Here is a 13,638-nt window from a genome sequence, read left to right as displayed (position 1 = left end):
GACGTCGCCCCCTTGCTTTGCTTTTGTGCGTGCGGTCTACTCGTACCCCAGGTAAGCCAAGTATTGCTGGGCGTTTTGCGGCACCGAAAGGGTGGTTGCTTGGCCCTGCAGCGAAATGGTGAGGTACGATTTGTCGAGGTACGTGGTAAGTGCTGCGGTCGTGTCGTCGTAGCTAATATCGTACGTGGCACTTTCCGTGGCAGTACTCGGTAGGTCGACGGCCGTCCAGCTGGGCAGGTCGAGTGCCGTAACGCTTGCCTCCACGGCAGACTGGGACATGCCCGTTTGCTCGGCAATGGCATCGGCATTGTCGAAGAGCGCCTGCTGGGCGCTCGTCTTTACGCCCGTGGTGTCGAAGACGGTCTTCGGCGCGCGCGCCGCAAATGGCGCTTCGTTGGGAGTTCGCACCGTTTGAATGAGTTGTGACGGCGACGCCACGCTCTTGGATGCCGTAGGTCGCTCGTTCGGAAAGAGCGACAGATACCCCGATACGGCGATAGCCACAATGATGGCTACGCAGCAGCCCATGAATAGAAAGCGTCTTACATACATCTTTAGCCCCCATGCTTTCTTATTTCCCCTGCGCATACTATAGGTCTAGGCAAGGGGTTTGGGGATGTTTACTCAGAAGATGCGTGCGACATTCAGCGTGAGCGGACAAAGAAAATACGAAATCGACAACTCCGCCTGCTTTAGGTATGATTACGCACTGTTTAGCCGGGCCGCCCGATGCGGCGCGGTATCCCCACGCACGTTAAATCAAAGAGAGGGGCTTCGTGTGAAACTGGTTGTAACAGAGAAGAACGACGCAGCCGAGAAAATCTCGCAGCTGCTTGGCGCGGGCAGTCCGAAGCGTGACAAGGTGTACAACACCCCCGTGTATCGATTCACCGTTGAAGGGGAGGAATGGGTCACCATTGGTCTGCGTGGCCATATTCTGGAACCCGATTTTGCTCCCCAGCTTGTATATAAGAAACGCGGTGGTTGGCGCGGCGTCGACGCCAATGGTGAGGTGCTCGAGGCGAACGTGCCCGACAGCCTGCCCAAGCCGCCCTTCAAGAAGCGCAAGCCGTTTACGGAAGATGGCGTCTTGCTCTCCACGTGGAAGATGGATGCGCTGCCGTATTTGGTGTACGCGCCCATCGAAAAGCTTCCCAAGGAAAAGGACATCATCCGTTCGCTGAAGAACCTGGCCAAGAAGGCCGACAGCATCGTGATCGCAACGGACTTCGACCGCGAGGGCGAGCTCATCGGTTCCGACGCGCTTTCCCAGATTAGCCTGGAGAATCCCGATGCTCCCGTCTCGCGTGCCCGCTATTCCGCCTTCACCAAGGAAGAGATCACGCATGCATTCCAGAACCTGGTGGAACTCGATGACAACCTGGCCTCGGCCGGTGCATCGCGCCAGGACATCGACCTCATCTGGGGCGCCGTCCTCACGCGCTACCTTACGCTCGTGAAGTTCGCTGGCTACGGCAACGTGCGCAGCTCCGGTCGCGTGCAGACGCCCACGCTTGCCCTCATCGTGGCGCGCGAACGTGAGCGCCTAGCCTTCGTTCCGGAAGACTTTTGGGTCATCCGCGGAAAGTTCGACGACGATGGCATCGAGTTCTTCGCCCCGCATTCCACGGCTCGCTTCAAGGTGGAAGCCGAAGCCCAGGCCGTGATGCAGCATGTCGAGGGCGCTACTACCGCCAAGGTCGTCGACGTAGCCAAGCGCAAGCGCAAGCAGAACCCGCCGGCTCCGTTCAACACCACGTCGCTCATGGCCGCTGCCGCTGCCGAGGGCATTCGCCCCGCGCGCACCATGCGCATCGCCGAAAGCCTGTACATGGATGGCTTCATCAGCTACCCGCGTGTCGACAATACGGTTTATCCCGATTCGCTCGACTTGGCCGATGTGGTGAATCGCCTGTCCGAGAACCCTGCCTATGCCCCGTACTGCAAGCAGCTGCTGGCTTCCGGCCCGCTGCACGCCACGCGCGGCAAACAGGAAGACACCGACCATCCGCCCATTTATCCCACTACGGCTGCCAGCCCCGACGTGCTGGGTCCCGCGGAGTTCAAGCTGTACAACCTCATCGCCCGCCGCTTCCTGGCCACGCTTTCCGATGCGGCCGAGATCGAGGGCACCAAGGTGAGCCTCGACGTGAACGGCGAGATCTTCGCTGCCAAGGGCGACGTCATGGTGCATAAGGGCTTCCGCGAGATCTACCCGTATGGCATGAAGAAGGACGAGCAGCTTCCTGCGCTCGAAGCGGGGCAGGTCATAGGCTTTGGCGGCGCCGAGCTCACCAAGAAGCAGACGGAGCCTCCTGCGCGCTATTCGCAGGGTCGCCTCATTCAGGAAATGGAGAAGCTTGGCCTGGGTACGAAGTCCACGCGCCACGCCATCATCGAGCGCCTGTACAACGTGAGCTACATCGTGAACGACCCCATCGAGCCTTCCGCGCTCGGCATGGCCGTCGTCGACGCCCTCGACCGCTTCGCGCCGCATATCACCACGGCCGATATGACGGCCGAGTTGGAAAGCGAGATGGACAACATCGCCAAGGGCGAAAACACGCGCGAGAGCGTGGTGGCGCATAGCCGTGCGCTTCTGGGCGAGCAGCTCGCCGAGCTCATGCCTCATTCCGAAGAGGTGAAGGAAGCCCTGGCCGACGCCGTGGCCGCCGATGCCTACGTGGGCAAGTGCCCGAAGTGCGGCAAGGACCTGCAGTTGCGCGCCAGCCAGAAGACGCGTTCGATGTTCATCGGCTGCGCCGGCTGGCCCGAATGCGACGTCACGTATCCGCTGCCCAAGGGCAAGGTGGAATCCACCGACCAGCTGTGCGAGACGTGCGGCATGCCCATGATCAAGGTGACGCCGTTCCGCAGCAAGCCTCATATGCAGTGCATCGACCCGGAGTGCGAGACGAACCGCGAGCCCGACGTGGAAGTGGGCGTCTGCCCCAAGTGCAAGGAACTGGGCAAGACGAGCAAGCTCATCGCGCGCAAGAATCCGCGCACGCTGAAGCGTTCCATTACCTGCGAGAACTTCGACGAATGCCAGACGCGCTATCCGCTCCCGCAGTACGGCGAGCTCACCGCCACCGAAGAGGTGTGCGAGCATTGCGGTGCGCCCATGGTTATCGTGACCACCAATCGCGGTCCGTGGAAGCTGTGCCCCAACTTCGAGTGCCCCGGTAGGGAAATCGCCGCGAAGGAGAAGGAAGAGCGCAAGGCCGCCCGCGCCGCGAAGAAGGCCGCGGCCAAGAAGACGCCCGCGAAGAAGTCCTCGAAGGCGAAGAAATAGCCTAGGGGTCGCGTTTGCGCGGATGGCACGCTTGCGCGCGCATCTGCGATAAACGGAGATTGAACGATGTTACCGCCGCGTTGCGAACGTGCAGCGCGGCGGCTTCTATAATCGTTGCAGGAAACCAGGCGGGTTGTGCCCGCTTTTCGAATTGGGGAAGGACCTCACGCCTATGGAGGGCACGTTCATAACGTTCGAAGGCGGCGATGGCGCGGGCAAGAGCACGCACATCGCGTTTCTGGCCGATGCCCTGCGTTCCCAGGGGCGCGAAGTGCTGTGCCTGCGCGAGCCAGGCGGCACGCTCATTGGCGAGGCCCTGCGCGGCATCGTGCTCGATCCCAGTCATGGTGCCATGACGCCAGAAGCCGAGCTGTTCATCTACGAGGCAGCTCGCGCGCAAATTGTTTCCGAAGTCATCAAGCCCGCGCTCGAAGCGGGCAAGGTCGTGCTGTGCGACCGCTTCTACGATTCCACGGTGGCATACCAGGCGTACGGCCGGGGCCTCTCGCTGGATTTCGTGCGTTCTGCGAATGCGTTCGCTTGCCAGGGCATCCGTCCGCATCGCACCGTTCTGCTGAAGGCCGCTTCTTCCGCCGATTCCCTGCATCGCGCCACGCGTGCCCAGGGGGCCGACCGCATGGAGCAGGCGGGCCTCGATTTCCACGAGCGCGTAAACCAGGCGTTCGAGGGGCTGAACCAAGTCGATCCGCAGCGCGTGCGCGTTGTGGAGTCCTCGGGCCCGAAGTCGGAAACCGCGCGCGCCGTCTTTCGCGCCGTGGCCGATTGCGTCGGCTGGGATCCGGATAACCTGCCGTTTAGCGAAGATTTCTTTCAGCAGGCCAATAAGAGGCGCAAGCGCGTCGAATCGGGTGCTCGCTCGTGAGTGATTCGTTCAACCGCATTCTTGGCCAGCCTCAGGTGCGTCGCTTTCTTCGCGCCGTCATCTCGTCGGGTCGCGTAGGCCAGACGTACCTGTTCACGGGCCCCGTGGGGTCCAACAAGACGCAGGCTGCATACGCTTTTGCCCAGGCCATCCTTTGCGAAGAGGGCGGCTGTGGCACGTGCGATACCTGCAAGCGCGTTATGCGTCATCGCCATCCCGACGTGCGCTTCTACGAACCCGAAAGCGCATCGGGGGACTACCTGGTGGGGCAGATTCGCGAAATCGTCAGCGATGTCACGCTCGCTCCCATTCAGGCCAAGGGCAAGGTCTACATCATCAATCGCGCCGACCGTCTTTCCGTGCAGGCTGCCAATGCATTCCTGAAGACGCTCGAGGAGCCGCCCGAGGATTGCACCATCATTCTCATGGGCCGTACGGTCGACGGAGTTCTGCCCACCATCGTCTCGCGTTGTCAGGTGGTGCCGTTCAGGTTCATTCCCGCCGCGGAAGCTGCTGGAATCGTGGTGCAGAACAGCGGGTGCTCGGAACAGCATGCGCTTGCCGCCATCCAGGCGTGCAATGGTTCCATCACGGGTGCCATCGAGTTCGTGAAGAGCTCCGACCGCTTTGCGTTTCGCGGGCGTGTCATCGACATTCTGCAGGCGCTGCCCCTGGCTGACGACCTCGATGTTTTGGAATACGCTGCCGAGCTGCTGGAAAAGACGAAGGCACCGCTCGACTTGGTGCGTTCCAAGCTGGAAGAGGAGCTCGCCGCATCCGCCGATTTCATGGCGGCTTCGGCGCTGCGTCAGATCGAGGCGCGCAACAAGCGCGCGCTGTCGTCGAAGAGCCGCTCCATGCTCTTCCAGACCACGTCCATCATTCGCTCCTGGCTTCGCGACGTACTCATGGTGCGTAGCGGGGCTGGTCAGCTGGTTATCAACGAAGATTATCGTGGCGGCATCGAAGAAGCCGCCGCACGTGCCGACACGGCCGCCATTTCGCGTGCGCTCGTGGCGGTCGATGAAGCCGATAAGGCTATTCGATATAATGTTTCCCCTGAAACGTGTATCGATGTGCTTCTATTGCAGATAAGAGAGGAACTGTATGGTTCGCATTGCGCCCGTGGCGTTGCAATATAACCCTCGTACGCTCTGGTTCGACCCAGGTGACCTGGAAATTGCCGATGGCGACCAGGTCATCGTGAAGACGGAGCGCGGCACCGACTACGGCCGCGCGAAGGGCATCATCGAAGTTGACGAATCCGAGCTCGCCCGCTTGAAGAGCAAGCTCAAGCCCGTGGTGCGTGTTGCCACGGAAGAAGACCTGGAAAAGATTGAAGAACTCCGCCAGCTGGGCCGCGATGAGTTGCCCATCTTCCGCGAAATGGCGGCCGAATCGAACCCCGACATGCATCCCGTCATGGTGGAGTACCTGTTCGAGGGCGACCGTGCGGTGTTCTTCTTCGAGGCGGAAGAGCGCATCGACTTCCGCGATTTGGTGCGCAAGCTTGCGAGCGAGCTGCACGTGCGCGTCGACATGCGTCAGATTGGCGTGCGCGACGAGGCGCGCCTGGTGGGTGGCCTGGGTCACTGCGGCCAGGAGCTTTGCTGCCGCCGCATGGGCTGCGAGTTCAAGCCCGTGTCCATCCGCATGGCCAAGGAGCAGGATCTTTCCCTGAACCCGCAGAAGATCTCGGGCGTGTGCGGCCGCCTCATGTGCTGCCTGCGCTATGAGTTCGACGCGTACAAGGACTTCAAGAGCCGTGCGCCCAAACAGAACGCGAAGATCTCCACGCCGCAAGGCTGCGCGAAGGTCACCTCGCTCAACGTGCCCAAGGAAGAGGTCACGGTGCGCCTGGAGGAAGGCGATGGCAAGCAGGTCACGTTCCCGCTTTCCGCCATGGACCCCGTTCCCGAAGATGCCGAATCCAAGCGTCCGAAGAGCATCGGCGACGTGTTCGACGAATACGCGAATCCCGATCCGTTCGCCAGCTCCGTGGGCCTGGCCTCGTTCGATACCGCTGGATTCACCACCGAAGACAAGCTCGCCAAGCCGGAAGCGCATCACAACCCGCAGCGCAAGAAGAAGCGCGAGGAAGAATCCTCGGAATCGGGCACGCGCAAGCGTCGCCGCCGTTCGCGCGGTCGCGGCAAGGGTTCGTCCTCCTCGCAGGAAAAGCAGTCGCGCAGCAATGCTTCCGAAAAGCAGTCGCGTGGCGGCAATGGCAACAAGCAGGAATCTTCGCGCAAGAAGAGCTCCGCGCAGGAAGGCAAGCAGGCGAAGTCGTCGTCGCGCAAGCCGCGCACGCGTAGCGGCAATGGTGGCTCGCAGGGCAAGCCGCGTCCTGGTCAGAAGTCCAGCGCGCTTTCGCAGTCACGCGACGCGAAGGGTCAGGGCGGCCAGCAGAAACAGGGTGGCGGCACGCATCGTCGCAGCCGTCGCCGCAGCCATACGTCGGGAGGCGAATCCAATGAGTAATGCCGGTGCATGCGTCGATTACGCGATGTTCACCGATTTGTACCAGCTCACCATGGCCCAGGGCTATTGGCAGAGCGGCAAGGCCGATGAAGAGGCCTGCTTCAACATGTATTTCCGCGCGAATCCGTTCGCGGGTGGCTATACCGTAGCGTGCGGCATGGCCCAGCTGGCGGAAATGTTCGAGACGTTCTCGTTCAGCGATTCCGATATCGAATACCTGGCTGGCCTTTCCGCTCCCGCGGGTGGGCCGCTGTTCGATGCCGACTTCCTGCAGTACCTGAAGGGCATGAAGCTTTCCATCGACGTCGACGCGGTCCACGAGGGAACGCTCGTGTTCCCCAACGAGCCGCTCGTGCGCGTGAAGGGCCCCATCATTCAGTGCCAGCTGGTTGAAACGGCCCTGTTGAACTGCGTTAACTTCCAGTCGCTCATCGCCACGAAGGCTGCGCGCGTCTGCCTGGCCGCGGGTGGTCCCGTAGCCGAATTCGGCCTGCGTCGTGCCCAGGGCACCGGCGGCCTGTGGGCCAGCCGTGCTTCCGTGGTGGGTGGCTGCGCCTCTACCAGCAACGTGCTTGCCGGCAAGATGTTCGATATCCCTGTTTCGGGTACGCATGCCCATTCGTGGGTCATGGCCTTCGAAGACGAAATTACCGCCTTTCGCGCGTATGCGAAGCTGTTCCCGCGCAATTGCGTGCTGCTCATCGATACGTACGACGTGAAGCAGGGCCTGGAAAACGCCATTACGGTGGGCCTGGAAATGAAGGAGCGCGGCGAGAAGCTGCTGGGCGTGCGCATCGACTCGGGCGACCTTGCATGGCTTGCCAAGGAATGCCGCGCGCGCCTCGACGAGGTTGGCCTTACCGAAACGGGCATCGTGCTCTCCAACGACCTCGATGAATACGCCATCCACTCCATCTGCGAGCAGGGTGCCATCGTGGGCAGCTGGGGCGTGGGAACGAAGCTTGCCACGGCGTACGATCAGCCCACGTTGGGCGGCGTCTACAAGCTGGCTGCCACGCGCAACCCGGGCGAGACTCGCTGGCGCGAACACGTGAAGGTCACGGAAAGTACCGCCAAGCTCACGTTTCCCGGCGTGCTCGATATTCGCCGCTACTACCAGGAAGACGGCTCCATCGCCGGTGACATGGTATTCGACGTGAACGAGCCCATCAACGAGCAGGAACGTATCGTAGACCCCACCGACGAACTGCGTCAGAAGACGCTTTCCGGCCTGCGTCACGAAACGCTGCTCCATCCGCTCGTGAAGGGTGGGGAAGTGGTGCTTCCCGCGGAATATCGCGATGCCATGCAGGCACGCGAGCGCGCCGTTCGTGGTTTCTCGGAACTCGACGAATCGCGCAAGCGCCTGTATAACCCCCATTCGTACCCCGTTGGCCTGGAAGCAGGCCTGTTCGCCCGACGCCGCGACTTGGCGGCTCATCTGCGGGGCCTGAAGTAAGGATTGCCGTGATTCGCGTTCTCGTAGACTCCACCGTGTATCTGCCGCCCGAGGTGCGTAACGCTCCCGAGCTGCGCGTGCTTTCGCTCTTCGTGCGCCATGCGGGTAAGGAATACGTGGAATCCCAGATGGATATCGATGAATTCTATTCCCATATCGGCGATATGATCGAGGATATTCCCACGTCGAGCCAGCCTTCTCCGCTGGAAGTGGAAAAGGAGCTGGAAGACGCCGCCCAGGCAGGCGATAGCGTAATTGGCCTGTTCCTCTCGTCGGGCCTTTCGGGCACGTATGAGGGCGTAATTCGCGCGGCTCGCGTGGTCGAAGCGCGCCATGCTTCGTTCCGCTATGCATTCATCGACACCAGCGCTACGGGTGGCGACTCCACGGGTGGCGTGCTTGAAGCGCTCGACGCCGTGCATGCGGGCCATTCGCTCTCGCATTGCGTGCAGCGTGCGCTTTTCGGCGTGCAGAGCTCGCGCATCATCTTCTCGCCCGATTCGCTCGCCTTCCTGCGTGCGGGTGGCCGCATTGGCGCCGCCAGTGCGCTGTTGGGTGGTCTCATGAACGTGCGTCCCATCCTCACCGTTACCGATGGCAGCGTGCGCGTAATCGCAAAGGTGCGTTCCCAGAAGAAGGCCCTTTCGCGCATGCTTGCCCAGCTCGACCAGGACATCCAGGAAGCTGGTGGCCTGAAGCACCTGGTGGTTCACTATATCGGCAGCAAGGAGCGCGCCGTTGAGTGGGCTCGCGAGGTGGTCGAGCCGCACATTGGGCGCTCCGTTGACGTCGTTCCCGTTAGCCCCGTCGTGGGCTGTCACGTGGGCCCGGCCATGGGCTTGGCCTACCAATGCAATAATCCGCTTGCCCTGAAGATCACGGGCAATGTGCAGCAGCTAGCGTGCACGCATTAGCAGAATAGAGGTGTTATGCAGCCGAAGTGCAACCTGATCGTGGATTCCTGCTGCGATCTTCCCCTGAGCGCCGTCGACAAGTCTGGCGTTACGCTCATCAAGTTCCCGTACGTCTTCGACGGCGTGGAGCATATCGACGATTTGTACCAGACCACGTCGCCCCGCGATTTCTTCGCCGCCATGCGCGACAAGAAGCGTCAGCCTCCCACGACGTCCCAGCTGCCCGCGCGCGTGCTGCACGACGAGTTCGAGAAGGCGTATGCAAGCGGTGTTCCCACGGTGTACCTGAGCTTTTCCAGTGGCCTTTCTGGTAGCTACGACGCTGCGGTGCTCATGCGCGATTCGCTGGCTGCGCAGCATCCCGACGGCAAGCTGCTCATCGTCGATACGAAGCTTGCCTCCATTGCCGAGGGCCTGCTGGTCATGGGTGCCATCGAGCAGCGCGCCGCTGGCCTTTCCGCCGAGGAAATGGTTGCATGGGTCGAAGAGGCGCGTTATTTCGTGAATGCGCAGTTCATGGTCGACGATTTGGATGCCCTGCGTCGCGGTGGTCGCATCCCTTCGGGCGTTGCGCTTGCGGGTGCCAAGCTCGACGTGAAGCCGCTGCTCGGCTTCGACTTGGAAGGTCATCTTTCCCTGGTGGGCATGGCGCGCGGTCGCAAGAAGGGCATTCGCCAGCTGGCCGAATACTACGACAAGCATTTCGACGCTTCCGGCGGCTCCAACCAGGTGCTTATGGGCAACGCCGATTGTCCGAAGGACATGGAGCGCCTGCGTGGGGAAATCGGCAAGGTGAACCCCACGGCCGTGTTCGTCGATTCGAGCATTGGCCCCGTCATTGGCAGCCACGTGGGCTCCGGCATGCTCGCCGTGGTCTTCTGGGGGCCCGACCGCCGCGAAGAGCTTTCCGTGGCCGACCGCATCGCACGCCGAGTGAAGGGTAAGTAGCAACCATGAACTATAAGTGCAATCTCATCATCGATTCTTGCTGTGACCTGCCCAAGGAAATGTGGGATGTTCCCGGCGTGACCATGCTGCCGTTCTCGTATTCCGACAATATGGCCAGCTACGTAGACGATTCGTTCCAGTCGCGCACTCCTCATGAGTTCTACGAGTGGATCGGCAAGGGCGCTATGCCCACCACGTCGCAGCCCAGCCAGATGGTCTACGAGGAAGCCTTCCGTGCTGCCGTGGAATCGGGCGTTCCCACAGTGTACCTGTGCATGTCGAGCGGCATTTCGGGTGCATACGATGGTGCCCTTATGGCCCTCGATCGCATGAAGCGCGAATTTGGCGAGGGCATCGAGCTCTACGTGGTCGATACGCTTATTGGTTCCACGCCGCTTGGCTTGCTCGTGCAGGAGGCTATGCGCCTGCAACAGAGCGGCATGACGGCCAGGGAACTTGCCGATTGGGCGCTCGAGGCCCGGTACTTCACGCACATCATCTTCATGGTGGAAGACCTCGAATGCCTGCATCGCGGTGGTCGCATTCCCGCCAGCGTTGCGGTGGCGGGCACCAAGCTCGACGTGAAGCCGCTGCTTACGTTCGATCTGCAGGGCAAGCTGTCCATCATCGGCGCATCGCGCGGCCGCAAGAAGGGCATGAAGCGCATGGTCGATTTCTATATGAAGAACCGTGACGTTGACTCGCTTGGCAAGCCCATTGCCGTGGGCAATGCCGATGTTCCGCACGATGTGGATAAGCTTGAGGCGCTGCTCACCAAGCAAGACGAGGGGGCGATGTTCTTGAACTTGAACATCGGGCCCACCATCGGCTGCCACGTGGGGCCGGGCATGCTTTCCTGTTGCTTCTGGGGCAACGATCGCAGGAAGAACCTTTCGGTTTCCGATCGCATCGCCAACAGGGTTAAGTCTAATTAGTCTGAACAACGCGGGATGCCAAGGCATCCCGCTTCGACGAAAAGGAGGGCATATGCCCAAGTCTTTTGTTTTCGTGGGTCATCAGGGTATCTGCCAGGTACTCGCCCAGAACCTTGCTGCCGCTGGCTTTCCTGCGGCATCCGACGTCGACAGTGCCGACGTCATCTTCACGTACTGCACGTCGCAGGAGTCGCTCGAGAACGTCTATCTGGAAGAGGATGGCATCATCTCGAAGGCGAAGCCCGGTGCCTATCTGGTTGATTTTAGCGCCGCCACTCCGTCGCTTGCGCGTGAGCTTTCCGCGGTTGCCCAGGTGAACGACCTGCATGTCGTGGAGGCGCCGCTTGTGGTGCGCGACGTTACGCTGCCGAATGCGTTTGGCAGCCCGCAGAACCTGCTTGCCCTGGTGGCAGGCGAGGAAGCCGATGCCAATGCTGTAGCCGAAATGCTTGCCGCTCTGGTGGGTACGGTGGAACCCTGCGGTGGCTCGGGCGATGCCCAGCTGGCCAAGTGCTCGTTCACCATCCAACAGATCATGGCGCTTCAGGCGTTCATGGAAGCCGATGCGCTCTGCCGTGTGGCGGGTGGCTTTTCCGCTTCCGTGGCTGAGGCCGATCGCGTCGTGCGTGCCCAGATGGTATCGCCTCAGATCGAAAGCCTGGCACATGCGCTCGAGGAGAATTCCTTCACGAGTACGTGCACCGTGGAGGTGCTGCTTGGCGAGATCGAGACCGTCATGGCCTGCGCCGATGAGTTCAACCTTATTGTTCCGCTGTCTGAAGCGGCCGATTATCTGCTGCGCTTGCTTGCCACCATTGGTGGTGTCGACATGGCCGCATCTGCGCTTTCCCTCGTGTATCGCGACGAGGAGGAGAGCTCGAAGTTCGGTCTCGACTGGAATCGCGCGCAGGAGGCCTATACGTCGCTGGGCGCTACCGACGATTACGATGACGATGATGATGGCGAGTGCGATTGTGGGCATCATCACCATCATCATGAAGAAGAGGATTTTGGCGGTTTCGGTGGCTATTCTGCCAACTAAGTGCGAACTCTGCCCTCGCCGGTGCGGTGCGAACCGCGCGGCGGGGGAGCGCGGCGTGTGCGGCGCGGCTAGCGAGCTGCGTATTGCGCGCGCCGCGCTTCATGAATGGGAGGAGCCTCCCATTAGCGTGGGTGCGGGTAGCGGGGCTGTGTTCTTTAGCCATTGCCCTCTGCGGTGCGTCTTCTGCCAGAACGTCGAGATTGCCTGCGGCAACCACGGCACCGACGTGAGTGTGGATCGCTTGGCGCGCATCTTCGTTGAGCTGCGCGAGCAGGGCGCGGCGAACATTAACCTGGTTACGCCCAGCCATTATTTTCCCTTCATTCGCCAAGCGCAGCAATTGCTTGCGGGCATGGAAGACGCGCTGCCTGAGCAGCGCGTGCAAGCGGGTGCCCTTTCCGAATTCGAGCGAAAGCGCGTTGCCAAGCGTCACTTCGAGCTGCCGTTCATTTGCAACACGAGTGGCTACGAGAATGCTTCGACCATACGCGAGTATTCCGATTGCATTGACGTGTACCTCACGGATTTCCGCTATTGGCGCGATGGCGAAAGCAATGCTGCACGCACGTATTCCCATGCGCCCGAATATTTCGATGTTGCTTCGCAGGCTTTGGCTGCGATGGCGGAGGCAGCGGGCGAGCCCGCGTTTGGCCTCTTTGGTGGGGAAGAACGCCTGGAGCGCGGTGTCGTCATCCGCCATTTGCTTATGCCCGGCCGTTTGCAGGAAAGCAAGCACATCCTCGACTACCTCTGGCACGAATACGGTTCCAGCGTGCTCTACAGCATCATGAACCAATACACGCCCATGCGTGATTTCCCCAACCTGCCCGAGCTCAACCATACAGTCCCCGAGCATGAATACGACCAGCTCCTCGACTTCGCTGACACTCTGGGAATGGTCGATTACTTCTGGCAAGAAGGCGGTGCTGCTACCGAAAGCTTCATCCCCGCCTTCGACAATACGGGAGTGGTTTAGCGTCTCAGCAATATCCAGCTCCGGGATGGAAACGGGTTCCCCAACCCCAGAAGTACAAACGGCAGATGCGCGATCGGAACTAACGCTGTCGGCCCCATTGTCATCGCGGCTGCGCAAGAACCCCAACCCATAACGTTTTCGGGATGGAAACGGGTTCCCCAACCCCAGAAGTACAAAAGGCAGATGCACGATCGGCCTTAACGTTGTCGACCCCGATTCAATGCGGCTGAGCAAAGGCGCAGCCGAGCGAAGCAGGTAAGGCCCCAACCACTTCGGTTCCTGCCCGTACCGTCATGCGGCTGAGCAAAGGCGCAGCCGAGCGAAGCGAATCGAGTTCCAGCCCCTGATGCTTGCGACCCGTACCCGCCGCTGCGCCGTGCAAAGGCGAAGCCGAGCACGGCGGGTTTACCCGATCGTGGCAGTGGGACCCCGAGGGGCGAAGCCCGCAGGCGACACTGTGAAAGCATTCTAAAAGGCGCTACGTTCGGGATGGGGCCGGCGAGGGCGGGAGGCGAAGCCTCACGCAACTCGAAGGCCCCATCCCGAACAGCGCCCAGTAAAAGCATGAACCAGCGCAGCGCACGAGCGTAGGTTTCGGCCCGTGCGGGGCCGAAACCACGCGAGCAGCGGAGCGGTGCGCCAGCGGGCTTCGCCCCTCGGGGTCCCCGGGACGGCCTGGAACGACTCGGGATGCCCCGGGGATGG

General features: G+C 61.3%; 11 protein-coding genes. 10 read left to right on the top strand and 1 reads right to left on the bottom strand.

From position 1 onward, the window contains the following. Positions 1-36: 36 nt before the first annotated feature. Positions 37-528: a hypothetical protein gene (locus AAY81_RS06695; RefSeq protein WP_066663015.1), complete on the bottom strand. Its 492-nt coding sequence runs from the start codon at positions 526-528 to the stop codon at positions 37-39. Between the two features lie 250 nt (positions 529-778). On the opposite strand from AAY81_RS06695, the gene AAY81_RS06690 reads away from it, so the two are divergent. The 10 genes from AAY81_RS06690 (at position 779) to AAY81_RS06645 (ending at position 12,933) form a co-directional block, all read left to right on the top strand. Then, on the top strand, positions 779-3,295 hold the full coding sequence (locus AAY81_RS06690) for a DNA topoisomerase I (protein WP_066663014.1): 2,517 nt from the start codon (positions 779-781) through the stop codon (positions 3,293-3,295). 172 nt (positions 3,296-3,467) lie between these two features. Beyond that, the gene (gene tmk, locus AAY81_RS06685) at positions 3,468-4,178 is read left to right on the top strand and encodes a dTMP kinase (protein WP_066663013.1); all 711 of its coding nucleotides are present in this window, start codon (positions 3,468-3,470) and stop codon (positions 4,176-4,178) included. Continuing rightward, positions 4,175-5,320, top strand: coding sequence for a DNA polymerase III subunit (locus tag AAY81_RS06680; RefSeq protein ID WP_066663012.1), 1,146 nt, complete (start codon positions 4,175-4,177; stop codon positions 5,318-5,320). Before tmk ends, AAY81_RS06680 begins: the two co-directional genes overlap by 4 nt. Next, positions 5,286-6,659 (top strand): PSP1 domain-containing protein, encoded by a 1,374-nt coding sequence (locus AAY81_RS06675; RefSeq protein ID WP_066663003.1) that lies wholly within the window; start codon positions 5,286-5,288, stop codon positions 6,657-6,659. Before AAY81_RS06680 ends, AAY81_RS06675 begins: the two co-directional genes overlap by 35 nt. Next, positions 6,652-8,118 (top strand): nicotinate phosphoribosyltransferase, encoded by a 1,467-nt coding sequence (locus AAY81_RS06670; RefSeq protein ID WP_066662991.1) that lies wholly within the window; start codon positions 6,652-6,654, stop codon positions 8,116-8,118. Before AAY81_RS06675 ends, AAY81_RS06670 begins: the two co-directional genes overlap by 8 nt. An 8-nt stretch (positions 8,119-8,126) precedes the next feature. After that, complete coding sequence (locus AAY81_RS06665; RefSeq protein WP_066662988.1) at positions 8,127-9,032, top strand: DegV family protein; 906 nt, start codon at positions 8,127-8,129, stop codon at positions 9,030-9,032. Positions 9,033-9,047: 15 nt separating this feature from the next. Further along, entirely contained in the window at positions 9,048-9,980 is a 933-nt protein-coding gene (locus AAY81_RS06660) for a DegV family protein (RefSeq protein WP_066662985.1), read from the top strand. Positions 9,981-9,985: 5 nt separating this feature from the next. Continuing rightward, complete coding sequence (locus AAY81_RS06655; RefSeq protein ID WP_066662982.1) at positions 9,986-10,915, top strand: DegV family protein; 930 nt, start codon at positions 9,986-9,988, stop codon at positions 10,913-10,915. A gap of 52 nt (positions 10,916-10,967) precedes the next feature. Next, the gene (locus AAY81_RS06650; RefSeq protein ID WP_066662980.1) at positions 10,968-11,957 is read left to right on the top strand and encodes an NAD(P)-binding domain-containing protein; all 990 of its coding nucleotides are present in this window, start codon (positions 10,968-10,970) and stop codon (positions 11,955-11,957) included. Then, the gene (locus tag AAY81_RS06645; RefSeq protein WP_240480565.1) at positions 11,875-12,933 is read left to right on the top strand and encodes a radical SAM protein; all 1,059 of its coding nucleotides are present in this window, start codon (positions 11,875-11,877) and stop codon (positions 12,931-12,933) included. The genes AAY81_RS06650 and AAY81_RS06645 overlap by 83 nt, the downstream gene beginning before the upstream one ends. The last annotated feature ends 705 nt before the right edge of the window (positions 12,934-13,638 follow it).

The sequence above is a fragment of the Denitrobacterium detoxificans genome, from assembly GCF_001643775.1.
Classification (GTDB): domain Bacteria; phylum Actinomycetota; class Coriobacteriia; order Coriobacteriales; family Eggerthellaceae; genus Denitrobacterium; species Denitrobacterium detoxificans.
Note: the sequence above shows the minus strand (reverse complement) of the source record. Positions and strands in the feature narration are given on the sequence as shown.

Excerpts from the sequence above, each read along its gene's own strand:
- AAY81_RS06695 (WP_066663015.1), bottom strand. The coding sequence starts at position 528 with ATGGGCTGCTGCGTAGCCATCATTGTGGCTATCGCCGTATCGGGGTAT.
- tmk (WP_066663013.1), top strand. The coding sequence starts at position 3,468 with ATGGAGGGCACGTTCATAACGTTCGAAGGCGGCGATGGCGCGGGCAAG.
- AAY81_RS06675 (WP_066663003.1), top strand. The coding sequence starts at position 5,286 with ATGGTTCGCATTGCGCCCGTGGCGTTGCAATATAACCCTCGTACGCTC.
- AAY81_RS06670 (WP_066662991.1), top strand. The coding sequence starts at position 6,652 with ATGAGTAATGCCGGTGCATGCGTCGATTACGCGATGTTCACCGATTTG.
- AAY81_RS06660 (WP_066662985.1), top strand. The coding sequence starts at position 9,048 with ATGCAGCCGAAGTGCAACCTGATCGTGGATTCCTGCTGCGATCTTCCC.
- AAY81_RS06655 (WP_066662982.1), top strand. The coding sequence starts at position 9,986 with ATGAACTATAAGTGCAATCTCATCATCGATTCTTGCTGTGACCTGCCC.
- AAY81_RS06650 (WP_066662980.1), top strand. The coding sequence starts at position 10,968 with ATGCCCAAGTCTTTTGTTTTCGTGGGTCATCAGGGTATCTGCCAGGTA.
- AAY81_RS06645 (WP_240480565.1), top strand. The coding sequence starts at position 11,875 with ATGGCGAGTGCGATTGTGGGCATCATCACCATCATCATGAAGAAGAGG.